This is a genomic window from Pseudomonas sp. MF08817 (assembly GCF_059862705.1).
On record NZ_JCBCUY010000032.1, the window covers coordinates 1 to 17,277 of the forward strand.

15 protein-coding genes are annotated in these 17,277 nt (G+C 66.6%); 10 read left to right on the forward strand and 5 right to left on the reverse strand.

Translation table 11 applies throughout. The annotated features are described in order from the left end of the window. Positions 1-221: 221 nt before the first annotated feature. From AC19YR_RS18960 to AC19YR_RS18980, 5 genes are all read right to left on the reverse strand, one after another. The gene (locus AC19YR_RS18960; RefSeq protein ID WP_095107075.1) at positions 222-2,789 is read right to left on the reverse strand and encodes a TonB-dependent receptor; all 2,568 of its coding nucleotides are present in this window, start codon (positions 2,787-2,789) and stop codon (positions 222-224) included. 119 nt (positions 2,790-2,908) lie between these two features. After that, complete coding sequence (locus AC19YR_RS18965) at positions 2,909-3,874, reverse strand: FecR family protein (RefSeq protein ID WP_500599682.1); 966 nt, start codon at positions 3,872-3,874, stop codon at positions 2,909-2,911. Further along, complete coding sequence (locus tag AC19YR_RS18970) at positions 3,871-4,407, reverse strand: RNA polymerase sigma factor (protein ID WP_095107078.1); 537 nt, start codon at positions 4,405-4,407, stop codon at positions 3,871-3,873. Before AC19YR_RS18970 ends, AC19YR_RS18965 begins: the two co-directional genes overlap by 4 nt. A 187-nt stretch (positions 4,408-4,594) precedes the next feature. After that, positions 4,595-6,178 (reverse strand): rhodanese homology domain-containing protein, encoded by a 1,584-nt coding sequence (locus tag AC19YR_RS18975; RefSeq protein WP_500599684.1) that lies wholly within the window; start codon positions 6,176-6,178, stop codon positions 4,595-4,597. Further along, the gene (locus AC19YR_RS18980) at positions 6,175-6,804 is read right to left on the reverse strand and encodes a cysteine dioxygenase family protein (protein WP_095107083.1); all 630 of its coding nucleotides are present in this window, start codon (positions 6,802-6,804) and stop codon (positions 6,175-6,177) included. Before AC19YR_RS18980 ends, AC19YR_RS18975 begins: the two co-directional genes overlap by 4 nt. A gap of 108 nt (positions 6,805-6,912) precedes the next feature. Between AC19YR_RS18980 and AC19YR_RS18985 the strand changes: the two genes are divergently transcribed. The 10 genes from AC19YR_RS18985 to AC19YR_RS19030 all read left to right on the forward strand — a co-directional run bounded on the left by AC19YR_RS18985 (position 6,913) and on the right by AC19YR_RS19030 (position 17,261). Further along, positions 6,913-7,806 carry a LysR family transcriptional regulator gene (locus AC19YR_RS18985; protein WP_095107085.1) on the forward strand — a complete coding sequence of 298 codons (894 nt, stop codon included), beginning with the start codon at positions 6,913-6,915 and terminating at the stop codon, positions 7,804-7,806. A 267-nt stretch (positions 7,807-8,073) separates the two neighbouring features. Then, entirely contained in the window at positions 8,074-8,895 is an 822-nt protein-coding gene (locus AC19YR_RS18990) for an ABC transporter permease (RefSeq protein ID WP_095107087.1), read from the forward strand. A gap of 2 nt (positions 8,896-8,897) precedes the next feature. Next, on the forward strand, positions 8,898-9,671 hold the full coding sequence (locus tag AC19YR_RS18995; RefSeq protein WP_095107089.1) for an ABC transporter ATP-binding protein: 774 nt from the start codon (positions 8,898-8,900) through the stop codon (positions 9,669-9,671). Then, complete coding sequence (locus tag AC19YR_RS19000) at positions 9,668-10,864, forward strand: acyl-CoA dehydrogenase family protein (protein ID WP_095107090.1); 1,197 nt, start codon at positions 9,668-9,670, stop codon at positions 10,862-10,864. The genes AC19YR_RS18995 and AC19YR_RS19000 overlap by 4 nt, the downstream gene beginning before the upstream one ends. Continuing rightward, positions 10,861-11,808: a D-isomer specific 2-hydroxyacid dehydrogenase family protein gene (locus tag AC19YR_RS19005; protein WP_500599686.1), complete on the forward strand. Its 948-nt coding sequence runs from the start codon at positions 10,861-10,863 to the stop codon at positions 11,806-11,808. The genes AC19YR_RS19000 and AC19YR_RS19005 overlap by 4 nt, the downstream gene beginning before the upstream one ends. Further along, positions 11,805-12,614 (forward strand): class II aldolase/adducin family protein, encoded by an 810-nt coding sequence (locus tag AC19YR_RS19010; protein ID WP_095107094.1) that lies wholly within the window; start codon positions 11,805-11,807, stop codon positions 12,612-12,614. Before AC19YR_RS19005 ends, AC19YR_RS19010 begins: the two co-directional genes overlap by 4 nt. Before the next feature lie 11 nt (positions 12,615-12,625). Then, positions 12,626-13,585: an ABC transporter substrate-binding protein gene (locus AC19YR_RS19015; RefSeq protein ID WP_095107096.1), complete on the forward strand. Its 960-nt coding sequence runs from the start codon at positions 12,626-12,628 to the stop codon at positions 13,583-13,585. A 133-nt stretch (positions 13,586-13,718) separates the two neighbouring features. Next, the gene (locus AC19YR_RS19020; RefSeq protein WP_500599687.1) at positions 13,719-14,933 is read left to right on the forward strand and encodes a dipeptidase; all 1,215 of its coding nucleotides are present in this window, start codon (positions 13,719-13,721) and stop codon (positions 14,931-14,933) included. A 163-nt stretch (positions 14,934-15,096) separates the two neighbouring features. Then, positions 15,097-16,674, forward strand: a complete 1,578-nt coding sequence (locus tag AC19YR_RS19025; protein ID WP_095107100.1) for a flavin monoamine oxidase family protein — start codon at positions 15,097-15,099, stop codon at positions 16,672-16,674. 89 nt (positions 16,675-16,763) lie between these two features. Next, a complete protein-coding gene (locus tag AC19YR_RS19030) occupies positions 16,764-17,261 on the forward strand; it encodes a RidA family protein (protein WP_095107102.1) in 498 nt (165 codons plus the stop codon). The last annotated feature ends 16 nt before the right edge of the window (positions 17,262-17,277 follow it).

Below are 17,277 nucleotides of genomic sequence, written 5' to 3' on the forward strand. Positions count from 1 at the left end.
TTCTGGGGGAGAGGATGGCGGCATGGCACGCACTCGCGCAGGACAAAACGCGATGCTAGCGAGGCAATTTATTGCGCGAAATCAGACCAAACGGACGCGATTGGTGGGAATCGGCCTACGACAATTCGTAACCCTGGCCGTGCCCGCGCAAACGGGCCCTTATGCGCTGAGCACGCTTGCGAAAGCACGCTGGGCCCTTTCCCACCGGGGCAAAGCCCTGCTTAGAAAAACCGCGTCACGCTGACCTTGGCGTTGCGCCCCAGGCTGGCGGCGTTCTCGCCGCTCAGGGGGGGGCGGTAGTCGCGGTTGAACATGTTGTCGAGGGTGAAGTGGACTTCGGTGCCCTTGAGGTACGCCTGCTGCGGTTTCCAGTGGGCGAAGAGGCCGTGCACGTTGTAGCGCTTGTTTTCGTAGTGGCGCCAGTAGAAGTCACCGATATCGCTGGCCGGGCCGCTGGCGTAGGAGTCATAGGGGGTGCGGTCGGTTTGGCGTACCCATTGGCCCTGCCAGCCGACTTGCGCGTCCCACGACGGGATCTTCACCCCCAGGCTCGCCACCCATTTGCGCGGTGGAATGTCCCGCGCCCACACGTTCGGGCCCCAGGGGTTGGTGTAGGCGCCCTGGTGCTTGCCGGTGATCCACGAATACGACAGCGTGCCGAACAGGTAGGTCGAGTCGTAGAAGCTCTCGAACTCGAAGCCCTTGATGGTCACGTCACCGATGTTGCGGTACACCGGCATCGTTTCCACGCCCGGGCAGCCGCCATCGCCGATGCTCAGGCCGTTTTCCAGCTGCGCCGCGCAGGCGACGCCGGTGGCCTTGAGGATTTCGTCCTTGATGGTGTTGTGGAACACCGTGGTGCGCAGTTGCACGCTGTCGCTGTCGGTCAGCAGCCTGTCGTAGTTGTGGATAGTGCCGGCGCGCAGGGCGGTGATGCGCTCGGGGTCGAGGTGGCGGCTGGTGGCCGAGCGGCTGCTGCCGGCGGCCTGCACTTCGTATTGCTCGTCGATCACCGGGGCGCGCCAGGTTTTGCTGTAGTCGGCGAACAGGGCCAGGTTCGGCGTGGCCTTCCAGAAGGCCGAGAGGCGCGGCGACCAACCGGTGTAGGTCTTGTTGCCGTAGTCGTGGCCGTCTTTGGGGTTGGGGCTGTTGTAGAACGGCGCGTCGTTGCGCTCGCCCCGGTTGCGCACGTGGTCGTAGCGCAGTGATGGGGTCAGGGTGAAGTCACCCAGGGTCACGGCGTCCTGGATATAGAAGGCGTTGTTGTCCACTTTGCCGTGGGGCATGAAGCCCGGTTGGTAGTGGCCGTAGTTGTACTTGGCGGTGCCGTAGGTGTTGCCCGGCATCCACATGTCCACTTCGCGCTCGTGCTTGCGGATCTGCACGCCGGTGGTCAGGGCATGTTCCAGGGGGCCAGTGGCGAACAGTGCGACGTTGCTGATTTCGACGAGGCGGTCTTCGTAGCCCACGGTGATTTCACGCCCGCCCGTGACAGGTTGGAAGTAGGCGTTGGGGCCGCGTTTGTCGTGCTGGTCGGTGGTGGAGTCCGAGTAGCTGACCTTGAGGTCGATCAGCGGGTTGTCCAGCGGTTGGTAGTGGTACTTGGCTACCCAGGTGGTGTCCACGGTGTTGCGCTGGGCCAGGTAGTAACTCAGGGCACCTTCGTAGCCCAAGCGGTCTATCAGGCGTTGGCTGGGCGGTGCTGGGTAACTTTTGGCCGAGAAGGGCGCCCAGATGTCGCTGTCCGAACGCGAGTAGCTGAACCCCAGGCTGTGCTCGTCGGTGACCTGCATGTTGAGCTTGTACAGCACCCCTTCCAGGTCCTGGGCGGTGTTGGGCTGGCGCTTGGGGTTGATCGGGTATTCGTGTTGCGGGTCGGGCTGGGCGCTGGCCAGTTTCATGTCGTCGCCGTCGCGCTTGGTCCAGTAGGCCAGGGCGTCGAAGCGGCCGTCATCGCTGCGCCCGAACACCGCCGAGGTGTAGGCCTGCTGGTGGTCGTTGCTGCTGTAGCCGTACTTGACCATGGCGCCGCTGTTGCGGCCCTCTTGCAGCAGGTCGGGGGCGTCCTTGGTTTCCATGTGCACGGTGCCGCCGAAGCCGCCGTTGCCGGTCAGGGGCGAGTGCGGGCCTTTTTCCACTTCGATGCGGCGGATCAGCTCCGGTTCGATGAAGATTGCGCCTTGCTGGTAGCGCTCAAAGCCACTTTTGGTCGCGCCGTCTACGGTCATCGGCACGTCTTCGGCGTCGCCCAGGCCCCAGATGTTGATGGTTTGCCCGCCGGGTTTGAGCGAGCCGCCCAGGGTCACGCCGGGCAGGGTGGCGATCAGGCTGGGGATGTTGTTGGCCTGGTGGCGGTCCATTTCCGCCTGGTTCAAGGTCGAGCGCCCGACGGTGGCGGCATTCACTTGCTGGCCGTCGCCGATCACGCTCAGGGCGCCGAGCTTGATGCTCTCGCTGCTGGTGGTGCCGGTTTCGTTGGGGCGCACGACGTACGTTTGGCCGACCATGACGAGGCTGAAGTCGCTGCCCTGGAGCAAGCGGCGGATGGCGTCCTGGGGGCTCAGGTCACCCTCCAGCGCCGGAGCCTGGGCGTTGCGCAGCAAGGCTTCGTCGAACAACAGCTGGATGCGCGCCTGCTTGGCCACCTGGCTGAGCGAGGCGGCCAGCGGTTGGGCCGGCAGGTGCAGGTTGATCGACTCGGCCTGGGCTTGCAGGCTGAACGCCAGGCAGGTGGCGAGCACGGTTGGGCGCAGGCAGAGGCGCTGGAAATGATCTGGCACGCGAAACATTAAATCCCCCCGGTGTGGCCAAAACGGCCAAAAAGGCCTGCGCACAGCACGCAGACGGGAGGAAGACGGGGCAGGCGAAGAAACCCTCACATGCGAATGCAAAATATTCTCATAAGGGCTTATTGGCGCGCCTCGATGCGCAGGCGACCGCCGCCCAGGGCCACGGTGTTCACCGGGATCAGCGCCGGCAGGGCCATCAGCAGGGCGTCGGGGTTCTTGACGTCGAGGTTGCCGGACACCTTGTAGCGCCCCAGCGCAGCATCGGCCAACTCCACCGGCACGGCGCGGTAGAGGTTCAACTCATCCACCAGGCTGGCCAGTTCGCGGTTGCGAAAGGCCAGGTGGCCGCTGCGCCAGTCCGCCACCTGCTCGGGGGCCAGGTTGTGCTGGCTCAGGGTGGCGGTGGCCAGGTCGTAGCGGGCCTGTTGCCCGGCGCTCAGCAGGGTGGGTTCGGCGCTTTTGGAGGCGGGGGTGAATGCCACCTGCCCGTGGGCGACGCTGACCACCAATTGCTGCTGGCCGCGGCGCACGTCGAACCCGGTGCCGACCACCCGCACACGGGCCTCGCCCGAGTGCACCCACAGCGGCCGCTCCTTGTCGGCGGCCACTTCCAGATACACCTGGCCTTGCTCCAGGTAAACGTTGCGCTGCTGGGCGCTGAACTCGATGTGCAGGCGTGTGTTGGCGTTGACGAACAAGGTGCTGCCATCGGGCAATTCGAAGGTACGCGGGCCGCTCGCCTGGGCGGCGATCTGCTGCTGGTGCAGGGCCAGCGGCGCGCCGAGGTTGAAGGCCAGTAGGCCACACACCAGCACCGCCGCCACCGCCAGCGCGGGGCGCCAGGGCAGGGGTTTGCGCGCCGTTAGCGGGCGCGGTTTGGCCTGTTGCTGGAGCTCGGCCAGGTCGACCCACAGTTGCTCGAACTCATGGTAGGCGCGGGCGTGGGCTGGCTCGTCGAGCCACCTGGCAAAGGCTTTGCGCGTGGCGCGGTCGGGGGCATTGCGGTTGCGCGCGAACCAATGGGCTGCCTGGGCATCGACGCTGTCGGCGTCGAGGGCGTTTTCTAGGCCGCGAAGGCGGGTCATTCTGGCTGCTCCTTGCCATGTTCCGGTTGTAGGCGCTGTTTGCAGTGCAACAGGGCAAAGGCGATGTGCTTTTCCACCATGCTGACGGAAATGCCCATGCGCGCGGCGATCTGTGCCTGGCTCAAGCCCTCGAAGCGATGCAGCATAAGGGCTTCGCGGCGCCGCGGCGAGAGTTCGGCAAGTACCGCCTTGAGCTGTTCGAGCCGTTGCAGGCGTTGGGTCGCGGCCATGGGGTCGGTGCTCTCGTCCGCCAGGGGTTGTGCATCCGCCGGGGCTTGGCCGTGCACCAAGTGGCGCACCTTCTGCCGGCGCCAATGGTCGCGCAGCAGGTTGCGCGCCATCTGGAACAAAAAGGCCCGGGGCTGCTCGACCTTGGCCCGGTCGCGGTAGTCGAGCCATTGGGCGAACACGTCCTGGGTCATGTCCGCCGCGTCATTGGCGTTGTCGGTGCGCTTGCGCAGGAAATGCAGGATGTCGGCATAAAACCCGCGAAAGGACTCGGCCGACAGCGGGTCGGGTTTGAAGCCAGACATGGATATCCTTCTTGACCAGGCGCGGAGGGCGGAAAAGTCGCGAATGATATCGAGAATTATTGCTATTTGCCTATAGGTAAATTCGCTGGGCGGTGAGGGTGCCTGAGAATTTTTGGCAGCAGGCCTATTGTGGAAGGGAGGCTGACCCCGCCCCCCACACACATACCCTGCGCGTTCAGCCCCGCGCTCAAATCACAAAAAAACCATGGGTGGCGTCACGCCCCAGTTGCTCCACCAAGCCGTATTCCCAATCCAGGTAAGCCTGCATGGCCTCGCGGGGGTTGTCGGTGCCCTCGTACGGGCGGCGGTAGCGGTCGATGCGCGGCGCGGCTAATTGCTGTCGGCTTTCTTCCACGGGCAGGCCGGCGGCGATCCACGCGGCGGTGCCGCCCTCAAGGACGAACACCGGGCGTTCGGTCAGGGCCTGCAGTTCGGCCACCACGAAGCGCGCCAGCAGGCTGCTGCCGCAGGTCAGCACGTAGCGCTCGGCCACGGGGATGTGTTCCAGGGCCTGGGCCAGTTGGCTGCGCAAGGCCCACCACGCGCCAGGGATGTGGCGCTTGACGTAGTTGGCGCTGCTGGTGAAGTCCAGCACCTGGGTGCCGGGGGTGTGCAGCCAGTGGGCCAGGGTTTGCGGGCTGACCGTGTCGGCCCCGGGCTGGGGCGGCAAGGGTGTGTGCCAGGCGCCCCGCTCGCTGAAATCGGCGTGTTGCAAGCCGTCGAGCACCGCCACGTCCCAGCCCATTTGCGCCAGCCACGAGGCGCTCATGTTGGCGCGTACGCCGTCGTCGTCCACCAGCACCAACCGCGCGCCGCGCACGCTGGCGATGTGGTCGGTTTCCTGCACCAGTTGCCCGCCGGGGGCGGGGCGCGAGCCGGGCAGGTGGGCGTTTTCGAACTCCTCGGGGGTGCGTACATCCAGCAGGTAGGTGGTGCGCCGCGCCTCGGCCTGCCACTGGTGCAGATCAGCGAGGTGGGCACGGGTTACACCGGCGCGGTCGGCCACGGCGCGGGCCGAGGCCTGGGCCAGTTGCCGGTTGGCCGCGCTGACCTCGCCAAAGCGGCGCTGCTGCTCGTGCTCCAGGGCCTGCCCGGCAAGGGTCCAGCCGATGGTGCCGTTGCGCAGCGCCGCCACGTCGTTGGGAATGCCGGCGTTGACCAGCGATTGGGCGCCAATGATGCTGCGGGTGCGCCCGGCGCAGTTGACGATCACCCGGGTCTGCGGGTTGGGCGCCAGTTCGCGCACGCGCAGCACCAGTTCGGCGCCGGGCACGCTGGTGCTGCCGGGGATGCTCATGGTCTGGTATTCGTCGAAGCGCCGGGCGTCCAGCACCACCACATCGGCGCGGGCATCGAGCAGCCCTTGCACCGCTTCGGCCGACAGCGACGGCGTGTGGCGCTCGGCGTCCACCAGTTCGCCAAAGGACTTGCTCGGCACATTGACGTCCTTGAACACCTCGCCGCCGTCCCGTTGCCAACCGGCGAGCCCGCCGTCGAGCAGGGCGACATCGCTGTAGCCCAGGTCCAGCAAGCGCTGCGCAGCCACTTGCGCCAGGCCCTCGCCGTTGTCGTAGACGGTGATCGGCGTATTGCGCCGGGGGATGCGCGCGTAGCTTTCCAGCTCCAGTTTGCCCAGGGGGATGTTGGCGGCGAACAGCGGGTGGGCCTCGGCGTAGGGCGCTTCTTCGCGCACATCGAGCAGGGCCAGTTCCTCGCGCGCCAGCAGGGCGCGGCGGATATCAGCGTGGGTACGACGGGCAGGGCGGGTCATGGCCGGGGCTCCAGGGACAGGTCCCAAAGGTTGGGCAACAGGCGATTGCTGTAGCCGGAGATAAAGGGTTTTTCGCTGCCATCGAGGCTGTACACCGCGCGCTCTACCGCGCCGATGTTGGCGCCATACACGTGGATGCTGATGGACACACGGTCGGCGTAGGCATTGGCCACCTGGTGGATATCGCCAATGCGCGGCGACACCGCTTCCACCTGCCCGGGCGCCAGGCGCACCGGCTCGCCGGCGGCGCTCAGGCTGCCATCGGCGTCACGGGCAAAAGCCTGGGAATACTCGGCACCGCGCAGCATGCCGATCAGCCCCCAAACCCGATGGTCGTGCACCGGCGTGCGCTGCCCCGGCCCCCAGACGAAGCTGACGATGCTAAAGCGCTGGCGTGAATCGGCGTGCAGCAAAAACTGCTGGTAGCGCTGCGGGTCGGGTTGGGCGAAGGCTTCGGGCAGCCAGTCGTCGTGGCTCACCAGTTGCGCCAGCAGCGGGGCGGCGGCGTGCAGCTGTTGCGCTTCGCTGGCCGGTTGTTCCAGCAGGTGCGCGAGTTGCTCGATGAACAGGCGCAAGCGCGCCAGGTTCGGTGGGTTGGGGTCAAGGGCTGGGGCATTTCGGGGCATTGAGCTCCCTCCGTGGAAACAACGTAAAACAACGCGGACTACACGAGCGAGCTAAAAGGTATTATTCTTTCTGCACATTTTTCCAGTCATTTATTATGCGAAAAAAGAATGAAGATAGATGATCTCAACGCGTTCGTTGCCGTGATCCGCTGCCAGACCATCAGCCAGGCTGCCGATTCCCTGCAACTGACCCAGCCGGCCATCACCCGCCGCGTGCAGAACTTCGAGGAAGCCCTGGGGGTGGAGTTGCTCGACCGCAACACCAAGCCCCTCAAACCCACCAGCATGGGGCTGCGGGTGTACGCCCAATGCCTGGAAGTGCTGCGTGCCATCGACGCCTTGAGCGAACTGGTGGCCAGCGACGGCGCGCCCAGCGGCGCCTTGCGCATCGGCGTGCCGCAAACCATCGGCGATGTGGTGCTGCTCGATGCCCTCAGCCAGCTCAAGACCCTCTACCCGCAACTGCACACCTCGGTCGCCACGGGCTGGGGCAGCCACTTGCTGGGCAAGGTCGAAAACGGCGAACTGGACGTGGTGGCGGCACTGTTCCCGGCCGGCAAGGTATTCCCCGAAGGCGTGGTGGGGCGCTCCCTGGGCAGCATGAATCTGGTGGTGGTTGCGGCCAAAGGCGAGGTGCGCAAGCGCAGCTACAAACTGGCCGACTGCTACCAGCGCGGCTGGGTGCTCAACCCCGACGGCTGCGGCTTTCGCGCCGGCCTGCAACGGGCCTTGAGCGCCCAGGGGCTGTCGTTGCAGATCAACCTGGAAACCTTCGGCACCGAACTGCAACTGGGCCTGATCGCCAACGGCCTGGGCTTTGGCCTGGTGCCCCTGCCGCTTTTGGAGAACAGCAGTCACCGCGACAAACTCGACATCGTTCCGGTGGCGGATTTCAAACCGGTGATCGACCTGTGGCTGATCCACCCGCGCTTTTTGGGCAACCTGCAAGAGCCGGTGGGCCTGTTCGGCGAAATGGTTGCGGCGCGGGTGGGCAAGCACTGACAAAAGAGGGGGCTGTTGTGGGGGCTGCCTTGGCGGAGTGCTTGCAAAAAACCGCACCCCCCAGTTGTGTCGTTTCCCCTGCCGCCAGGCCGCCATCGCGGGCAAGGCCCGCTCCCACAGATGTGCGCCTCTATGTCTTGTTAGTTCGCATAATAGAATCTCATGTTGATGCGCAATTTCTATATTAGGTTAGAACCAAAGCGAATTTCACGGACGTTTTTTATGTAGTTAGGATGGGGCTCACTGCGCTGAATCAAGGACGTTGCCATGCCCGCGCCCCTCGTTGCTGCCTCTTTCGCCCGTTGCACCCGCATCGCCCATTGGCGCGGCTGGCGCGAGGGTGGGGCGCGGTTGCTCAGCCCCTTGCTGCTGTTGCTGGCCTGGGAAGTGGCCGCGCGCACCGGGCTGTTGCCGCCACGGGTGCTGGCCGCGCCGAGTGCCATTGGCGGCACCTTGTGGCAGATGCTCGCCAGTGGCGAGTTGGGCGGCCACTTGCTGGTGTCGTTGCGCCGCGCCCTCAGTGGCCTGGCGATTGGCGTGGGCTGCGGCACGCTGCTGGCGCTGCTGGCCGGGTTGTCGCGCCGCGGTGAGCTGGTGGTCGATTCGCCCATGCAGATGCTGCGCACCCTGCCGTTTTTGGCCATCGTGCCGCTGTTCATCCTCTGGTTCGGCGTGGGCGAGACGCCCAAGATCGCCCTGATTGCCCTGGGCACCACTTTCCCGATTTACCTGACCCTGTTTTCCGGCATCCGCAGCCTCGACCCCAAATTGTTGGAGGCGGCGCACTTGCTCGGCCTTTCGCGCGGGGAGCAGATCATCCATGTGGTGCTGCCCGGCGCCTTGCCGGCGTTTTTCGTTGGCCTGCGCTATGCCTTCGGCATCAGTTGGCTGGGCCTGGTGGTGGTCGAGCAGATCAACGCCAACGCCGGTATCGGTTACCTGGTCAACGATGCGCGGGACTTCATGCGCACCGACGTCATTGTCATCTGCCTGCTGATCTATAGCGTGCTGGGCCTGGCTATCGACAGCCTGGTGCGTGTGCTCGAACGCTTCGCCCTGGCCTGGCGGCCGACCTTTATCAGGACCTGACCATGAGCGTGCCCCTAAACCCCATCCCCCGCGCCGCCGTCGAGTGCCGCCGCGTGACCCGGCGTTTCGCCGGCCAAGCCGTGCTCGATGGGCTGGACCTGGACATCGCCCCCGGCGAATTCGTCGCCCTGTTGGGCAGCAGCGGGTCGGGCAAGACCACCCTGCTGCGCGCCCTTGCCGGGCTGGACGCGGTGGACGAAGGCCAGTTGCGCGTGCCCCAGGCGTTGGCGGCGGTGTTCCAGGAGCCGCGCCTGATGCCCTGGAAGCGCGCCTGGCGCAACGTCGCCCTCGGGGTGCGCGGTGGCGAGGCCAAGGCGCGGGCGCTGGCGGCCCTGGCCGAAGTGGGCTTGCAGCACCGCCTTAATGCCTGGCCCGCCACCTTGTCTGGCGGCGAGGCCCAGCGCGTGGCCCTGGCCCGGGCGCTGGTGCGCGAGCCGCAGTTGCTGTTGCTCGATGAGCCGTTCGCCGCGTTGGACGCCCTGACCCGCATCCGCATGCATCAACTGATTATCAGCTTGTGGCGCGCCCACACCCCGGCGGTGCTGCTGGTCACCCATGACGTCGACGAAGCGCTGCTGCTGGCCGACCGCGTGGTGGTGCTGGCCCATGGGCGCATCGCCGAACACATGCCGATCCGTTTGCCGCGCCCGCGCCAGGTCGCCCACCCGGGTTTCCAGGCCTTGCGCGAACGTTTGCTGAGCCTGCTGGGGGTGGCCACCGACCACCCGCCCGCAGCCTTGCACCCCCAGCCCCTGAGCAGGACCGCCCACCCATGAGTGCATCCACCGTACAGCGCCCGCAACCGCCCCTGGCCGACCTCGACGGCCCGGCCTTCGCCGATGTGCTGGCCACCCTGAGTCGCGAATTCGCCGCCAGTGCCGCCCACTACGATCGCCACAGCGCCTTCCCCCACGCCAACCTGCAACGCCTGCACGAGCATGGCCTGCTGGCGCTGACCGTGCCCCGGCGCCTGGGCGGCAGCGGCGCCACCCTCGACCAGGCGCGGCGGGTTATCAGCGCCGTGGCTCGGGGCGAGCCGTCCACCGCCCTGGTGCTGGTGATGCAATACCTGCAACACAGCCGCTTGCAGCACAACCATGCCTGGCCGCTGCACCTGCGCGAACAACTGGCCCACGAGGCGGTGCACGATGGCGCGCTGATAAACGCCCTGCGGGTCGAGCCCGACCTCGGCACCCCGGCCCGTGGCGGTTTGCCCGCCACCGTGGCGCGGCGGGTGGAGGGCGGCTGGCGCCTGAGCGGGCGCAAGATCTACTCCACCGGCATCCCCGGCCTGACCTGGCTGTCGGTGTGGGCGCGCAGCGACGAGGCCGAGCCCCGCGTCGGCACTTGGCTGGTGCACCGCAACACCCCCGGCATCGTTGTCGAAGAGACCTGGGATCACCTGGGCATGCGCGCCACCGGCAGCCACGACGTGGTGTTCGACGAGGTGTTCGTGCCCCTGGAATACGCCGTCGATATCCAACCGGCCCATGTGCCGCGCCCCAGCGAGTTGGACAGCGATGGCCTGCTGTGGCTCGCCGTGTTGCTCTCGGCGATCTACGACGGCGTAGCCCGTGCCGCCCGCGATTGGCTGGTGGGTTGGCTGGCCGAACGGGTGCCGGCCAACCTCGGCGCGCCGCTGTCGAGCCTGCCGCGTTTTCATGAACTGCTGGGGCGCATCGACGCGCTGCTGCTGGCCAACCGCGTGCTGCTGGAGGCCGCCGCCCAAGGCCGGGTCGCCGCCAGCGAAGCGACGCAAATCAAATACCTGGTCACCAGCAACGCCATCAGCGCCGTCGAGTTGGGCATCGAAGCCATCGGCAACCCGGGGCTGGCGCGGGGCAACCCGATCGAGCGGCATTACCGCGACGTGCTGTGCAGCCGCATTCATACCCCACAAAACGACGCCATCCTTGGCGCCGTGGGCCGCGCCGCGTTCGCCTTGCCCAGCCGTGGGGGGCAGGCATGAGCCGCGTCGCCAGCCAACTGGGCGCCGCGTTCAACCAGCAACTGCGCCAGTGGCTGCCGGGAATACAGGTGCTGGAGGTGCCCCGGGGCTTGCCCCGCCCGTTGCCGGCGGATGTGCGGGTGCTGCTGGCCGCGCCCCATGGCGAGTGGCTCGAGGCAGCGGGGCCGCCAGCGGGTTGGCCCTTTGCCCTGGAGTTGGTGCAACTGGTGACCTCGGGCCTGGATTTTTTCCCGCCGTGGCTGTTTCGCAGCGTGGCGGTGGCCAGCGCCCGGGGCACCAGCGCGGCGACCCTGGCCGAGTTCGCCCTGGCGACGATTTTCGCCGCCGCCAAGCAGCTACCGCAGGTGTGGATCGACGGCCCGCAGCACTGGCAGCAACGCCCCTTGGCCTCAGTCAGCGGCAGCACCCTGGGGTTGTTCGGCTTTGGCCGTATCGCCCAGGCGCTGGCGCCCAAGGCCCAGGCCCTGGGCATGCAGGTGCTTGCCCTGCGTCACAGCGCCCAGCCCTTCGAGGTGCCGGGGGTAGAGGGGGTGGCGGATGTGCATGAACTCTTCGCCCGCGCCGATCACCTGCTGCTGGCGGCGCCGCTTACCGAGCGCACGCGGCACGTCATCGGCTCTTCGGTGCTGGCCTCGGCCAAGCCCGGCCTGCACTTGATAAACCTCGCGCGCGGGGCGCTGATCGACCAAGCAGCGCTGCTCCAGGCCCTGGACAGCGGGCGCATTGCCCTGGCCAGCCTGGACGTCAGCGACCCCGAACCGTTGCCCGCCGGGCACCCGCTCTACCGCCACCCCCGGGTGCGGCTGTCGCCCCACACCTCGGCCAATTGCCCCGAGGTGTACCGCCAGATCGCCCTGCTGCTGGGGCGCAACCTCGCGCACCTGGCCCATGGCCGCGCCCTGGAAAATGCCGTGTCCATTGCCATTGAGGAAGCACAGCCATGACCGCACCTCTTCGCCCGGCGGTGTACGACCTGCCGCGCCAAGGCCACACCGTGGCGCGCTGGGAACACCCGCCGCAACAGCCCACCGCCGCCCTTGAACGCCTGGCGCGCAAGCAGAGCCTGGCGGCGGCGTTCCGTGTGTTCGCCCGCCAGGGCTTCGACATGGGGGGCGCCGGCCATATCACCGTGCGCGACCCGCAGTGGCCGGACCATTTCTGGGTCAACCCGGTGGGCGTTTACTTTGGCCACTTGCGGGTGTCGGACCTGCTGCTGGTCAACCCTCACGGCGAAATCGTCGAAGGCGAGGGCGCGTTGAACCTGGCGGCGTTCGCCATCCACGCCGCCCTGCATGAGGCGCGCCCCGATGTGGTGGCCGCCGCCCATGCCCATTCGTTGCATGGCAAGGCCTGGTCGAGCCTGGGGCGCCTGCTCGACCCACTGACCCAGGACGCCTGCGCCTTCTACGAAAAACACGCGCTGTTCGACCACTTCAGCGGCGTCGTGCTGCAGGCCAGCGAAGGCGCGCGCATCGCCCAGGTGCTGGCCGGGCACCACGCGCTGATCCTGCAAAACCATGGCCTGCTCACCGTGGGGCAAACCGTGGAAGCGGCGGCGTGGCGCTTTATCGCCCTGGACAACGCCGCCCACACGCAATTGCTTGCGGAAGCGGCGGGCACGCCCCGGCCAATTCCCCATGCGGTGGCGCAGCACACGGCGCGCCAGGTGGGTACCGAGTTCGGTGGCTGGTTCAGCTTTCAACCCTATCGCCAGCAAATCCTGCGCAGCGAAGCGGACTTTCTCGATTAAGGATCAGCGCCATGCAACGTCGTCGTTTTCTGCAATGGGCCGGTGTCGCCGGGTTGGCCGCCGGCCTGCCGCGCCTGGGCCTGGCCGCGCCGGACTTGGCGGGGGTCACCCTCAACGTCGCCACCTATAAAGGCGCGGCACCGACTTTCTTCCCCGAGGCCGGCATCGGCGCGGCGCCGTACCGGGTCAAGTACGCCGAATTCACCGGCGGCAACCTCAGCTTCGAGGCGTTGGTCAGCGGCACCCTGGACCTGTCGCCCATGAGCGAGATCCCGCCGATCTTCGGCATCAAGAACCACGCGCCGGTGAAGCTGATCGCGGTACTCACCGGCGACGTCAACAACCAGGCCTTCGTGGTGCCCAAGGGCTCGGCGGTGCAGTCGGTGGCCCAGCTCAAGGGCCTGCGGGTGGGTTACATCCGTTCCACCAGTTCCCACTACTTTCTGCTCAAGGCCCTCAAGGAACAGGGCTTGAGCTTTGCCGACATCGTGCCCATGGCTCTGACCCCGCAGGACGGCTTCGCTGCACTGCAAAACGGTGCGTTGGATGCCTGGGTGACCTTCGGCTACTTCATCCAACTGGCCGAACTGCGCAGCGGCGCGCGCGTGCTCAAGACCGGCCAGGGCTACCTGTCGGGCAACTACGTGATCGCCGCCAACCAGGCCAGCATCGCTGACCCGCTCAAACACGCGGCCATCACCGATTACGTGCTGCGCGAGTACCGCGCCTGGCAATGGATCGCTGCCCACCCCGAAGAATGGGCGAGCAAAAGCGCGAAAGTCCTCGGCATGCCCCGCGAGGTGTTCCTCGCCCAATACCGCGCGCAAAGCGGCCCGCGCCTGCTGCAACCGGTGGATGACGCGGCCATCGCCTCGCAGCAGGACGTGGCGGATTTGTTTTTCGAAGCGGGGGTGCTGCCCAACAAGCTGGATGTGTCGGGGTTGTGGGACCGCAGCTTTCGCTGGGGCTGACCACTGCCGTGAAATCCTGTAGGCGCCTGGTTTGCCAGCAATGGCGGTTCTAAGGGCGCCATCGCTGGCAGCCAGGCTCCTGCAAGGCAATGTGCTGTGCCCACAGCATCCCATTCACCCAGGAGGGCATTGCATGCCTTTAGCCCGCAGTACCCTTGCCTTGCTTTGCCTGTTCAGCCCCGCACTTTGGGCGCAGGAGCCGGCGCTGCAACTGCACCAACGCCTGACCGTGCTTGACAGCCACCTCGACACTCCCATGCAACTGGCGCGGCCGGGCTGGGATATCGCCCAGCGCCATCGCTATGGCGATGACCTGTCCCAGGTCGACCTGCCGCGCATGCGCGAGGGAGGCCTGGATGGCGGTTTTTGGGCGGTGTTCACCCCCCAGGGGCCGTTGACCGCCGAGGGCCGCACCCTGGCCAGCGAGCACGGCTTGGCGGTTATCACGCGTATCCGCGACATGATCGCCGCTCACCCCCAGGAGTTCGCCCTGGCCCTGGCCGCCGAGGATGTGCCCGCCATCGTCGCCCGTGGCCAGCGGGTGGTGTTTATCAGCCTGGAAAACGCCGAACCCCTGGCCGCCGACCCCACGCGGCTGGCCACTTACCAGCGCCTGGGCCTGCGCATGCTGGGGCTGGTGCACTCGGCCAACAACAGCTTCGCCGACTCGGCCACGGCATTGGCGCACTGGCACGGCTTGAGCCCGGCCGGGCGTGAGTTGGTGCAAGAGGCCAATCGCCTGGGGATTGTGCTGGACGTGTCCCACGCCTCGGACGCGGTGTTCGACCAGGTGCTGGCCCTGTCCACGGCCCCGATCATCGCTTCCCATTCCAGCAGCCGCGCCGTCACCGCCCACCCGCGCAACCTCGACGATGGCCGCTTGCGCGCCTTGGCGGCGAAGGGCGGGGTGGTGCAGGTCAACGCCTTTGCCAGCGACTTGCTCGACAACCCGCCCGCCCCGGCGCGCAACAAGGCCCTGGCGCCGCTGTACCGCGAGTTCCGGTTGGCGGCCAGCATGGCCCCGGCCGAGGTGGCCGACCTGGCGGCGCGCATCCGCGCGGTCGAGGCGCAATACCCAGAGCGCCGCGCCACCCTGGACGACTTCATGGCCCACTTGCTGCACATCCTCGATGTCGTCGGCCCCGACCACGTTGGCATCGGCGCCGACTGGGACGGCGGTGGCGGGGTGCAGGGCCTGGAGGACGTAACGCAACTGCCGCGCATTACCGAACGCTTGTTGGCGGAGGGCTATGGCGAGGCAGACCTGGCGAAGATCTGGGGTGCCAATCTGCTGCGGGTCGTGGCCGAGGCGGCGGCGCGCGCGGCTCATGCAAACAACGCAGAATAATCCGCTGTAAATATGAAACTAATTAATATTTGCATATGCTTAAAATGTATTTCTCTTATTAAATAACGCCCCCTAGGATGGCTTCCCATAGACCCAAGTTGCTGAACGCAGCGCCGGGCTATAACCGAATGCACTATCCATCCGCCAGGCAGGGAGCGCTTGCATGCCGTTGACCAGAAGACAATTGATCGCCCGTGTGGCCGCCGTGGGCGGCTTGCAGGCCGCTTCGGCGGTAATGGGTTTGCTGGGGGTCAATGGCGCGGCCCTGGCCGCAGCGGAAAACTACGCCTCCCTGCCCACCGCCAGTGTGGGTAAGGGCGCCAGTGTGGTGGTGATCGGCGCCGGCATCGGTGGCCTGGTCAGCGCTTATGAACTGCAAAAGGCCGGGTTCAACGTCACCCTGCTCGAAGCCCGCGACCGGGTGGGCGGGCGCAACTGGACGGTGCGCGGCGGCGACCGGGTGGCCTACACCGACGGCAGCGCCCAGGTCGCCCAGTTCGATGATGGCTTTTACCTCAACGCCGGCCCCGGGCGCATCCCCAGCCACCACCAATTGATGCTCGGCTACTGCCGCGAACTGGGGGTGGAGCTGGAAGTGCTGGTCAACACCAGCCGCAATGCCCTGGTGCGCCCGGACCTGAGCCAGCCGCCAATCCAGATCCGCCAAGCGGTGAACGACAGCCGTGGGCATTTTTCCGAATTGCTGGCCAAAGCCGTCAACCGCAACGCCCTGGACCAGGAGTTGAGCGCCGCCGACCGCAGCCACCTGCTGAGTTTCCTGAAAACCTGGGGCGATTTGTCCGACAAGCTTCAATACCTGGGCTCGGCCCGCTCCGGCTACAAAGTCTGGCCCGGCGCCGGCGATCAACGGGCGCAGAAGAACGACCCGCTGCCCCTGCAAACCCTGCTCAACCCGGCCCTGACCACGGCGCTGATGATCGACGAATACCCGGAATTCTCTCCCACTATGTTCCAACCCGTGGGCGGCATGGACCGCATCCCCAAGGCCTTCGCCCAACGCCTGCAAGGGGTGGTGCGCCTGGGTGCCGAGGTGCGCTCGCTGCATAACCACGCCGATTTTGTTGAGGTCGGCTACCGCGACCTGAAAAGCGGCAGCGAGCAGCGCATCCGCGCCGATTACGTGATTAGCGCTTTGCCCCTGCCGCTGCTGGCCAAGGTCGACAGCAACCTCAGCGCACCGGTGCGCAAGGCCCTTGGCGCGGTGCAGTTCGGCTACGCGAATAAAGTGGCCTGGCAGGCGCCGCGCTTTTGGGAACGCGACTACCAGATCTACGGCGGCCTGTCGTTCATCAACCAGGAAGCCTCCGGGCTGTGGTACCCCAGCGGCGGTTTCAACCAGGCTCAGGGCGTGTTGGTGGCGGCGTACAACAACGGCGAAACCGCGCGCAAATTCGGCGAAAAGAGCCTGGCCGAGCAGATCGAGATTTCCCGCCAGGCCGTGGAGCTGCTGCACCCCGGCCACGCCCGGGAGCTGGGCAAACCCCTGGCGGTGGCCTGGAGCAAAATTCCTTATGCCCTAGGCCCGTGGCTCAACCATGAAGTGGCCGAGCCCGACTACAGCCTGCTCAACCAGGCCCAGGGCCGGGTGTACCTGACCAGCGATGGCCTGGCCCACAGCGGCATCGGTATCTGGCAGGAATCCGCCGCCGCCGCGGCGCGGCGCGTGGTGCGCCAGTTGTTCGAGCGCTCGCAAGCCTCGCCCGTCAAGCAAACGGCCTGAAAAAGCCGCGCTTTCATTCACATAGCGACATTGATACGCCAGGTAGCGGACCTCCGAGGCTGGCCATAAAAACCTTGGAGTGCCTGTACATGTCTTTGAACAAAACCGTAGTGGGGATGGGGATCCTGTTGGCCGCCAGCAGCGCCTGGGCCGCGGGGATTGAACGCGTGCCCTCGACTTACCCGAACTCGCCGATCCTGCAATCGGTGACCTTGCCCGCCAACACCGAGGTCACCTACCTCTCCGGCCTGCTGCCCGACCCGGTGGACGCCAAGGCGCCCAAGGACCAGGTGCGCGCCGCCGGCAACACCGAGGCCCAGGCCCGGGTGGTGCTGCGCAAGGTGGAAACGGTGCTGGCCAGCCAGGGCTTGAAACTGGCGGATGTGGTGCAACTGCGGGTGTACCTGGTGGGCGACCCGGCCCTGGGCGGCAAGCTGGATTTCGAGGGCCTGCAAGTGGCCTTTCGCGAGTTTTTCGGCAACGCCCAACAACCGCTGAAACCGGCGCGCACCACGGTGCAAGTGGCGGGGCTGGTATTGCCCGGCGCCCTGATCGAAATCGAAGCCGTTGCCGCCAAGGCCCCTTGAACGCTGCCAGAAAAGG

What these genes read in the sequence shown, in the direction of transcription:
- AC19YR_RS18975 (WP_500599684.1), bottom strand. Translation starts at nt 6,178, where the DNA reads ATGACCCGCCCTGCCCGTCGTACCCACGCTGATATCCGCCGCGCCCTG.
- AC19YR_RS19005 (WP_500599686.1), top strand. Translation starts at nt 10,861, where the DNA reads ATGAGCCGCGTCGCCAGCCAACTGGGCGCCGCGTTCAACCAGCAACTG.
- AC19YR_RS18990 (WP_095107087.1), top strand. Translation starts at nt 8,074, where the DNA reads ATGCCCGCGCCCCTCGTTGCTGCCTCTTTCGCCCGTTGCACCCGCATC.
- AC19YR_RS19010 (WP_095107094.1), top strand. Translation starts at nt 11,805, where the DNA reads ATGACCGCACCTCTTCGCCCGGCGGTGTACGACCTGCCGCGCCAAGGC.
- AC19YR_RS18995 (WP_095107089.1), top strand. Translation starts at nt 8,898, where the DNA reads ATGAGCGTGCCCCTAAACCCCATCCCCCGCGCCGCCGTCGAGTGCCGC.
- AC19YR_RS18965 (WP_500599682.1), bottom strand. Translation starts at nt 3,874, where the DNA reads ATGACCCGCCTTCGCGGCCTAGAAAACGCCCTCGACGCCGACAGCGTC.
- AC19YR_RS18980 (WP_095107083.1), bottom strand. Translation starts at nt 6,804, where the DNA reads ATGCCCCGAAATGCCCCAGCCCTTGACCCCAACCCACCGAACCTGGCG.
- AC19YR_RS19030 (WP_095107102.1), top strand. Translation starts at nt 16,764, where the DNA reads ATGTCTTTGAACAAAACCGTAGTGGGGATGGGGATCCTGTTGGCCGCC.
- AC19YR_RS19025 (WP_095107100.1), top strand. Translation starts at nt 15,097, where the DNA reads ATGCCGTTGACCAGAAGACAATTGATCGCCCGTGTGGCCGCCGTGGGC.
- AC19YR_RS19015 (WP_095107096.1), top strand. Translation starts at nt 12,626, where the DNA reads ATGCAACGTCGTCGTTTTCTGCAATGGGCCGGTGTCGCCGGGTTGGCC.
- AC19YR_RS18985 (WP_095107085.1), top strand. Translation starts at nt 6,913, where the DNA reads ATGAAGATAGATGATCTCAACGCGTTCGTTGCCGTGATCCGCTGCCAG.
- AC19YR_RS18960 (WP_095107075.1), bottom strand. Translation starts at nt 2,789, where the DNA reads ATGTTTCGCGTGCCAGATCATTTCCAGCGCCTCTGCCTGCGCCCAACC.
- AC19YR_RS19000 (WP_095107090.1), top strand. Translation starts at nt 9,668, where the DNA reads ATGAGTGCATCCACCGTACAGCGCCCGCAACCGCCCCTGGCCGACCTC.
- AC19YR_RS18970 (WP_095107078.1), bottom strand. Translation starts at nt 4,407, where the DNA reads ATGTCTGGCTTCAAACCCGACCCGCTGTCGGCCGAGTCCTTTCGCGGG.
- AC19YR_RS19020 (WP_500599687.1), top strand. Translation starts at nt 13,719, where the DNA reads ATGCCTTTAGCCCGCAGTACCCTTGCCTTGCTTTGCCTGTTCAGCCCC.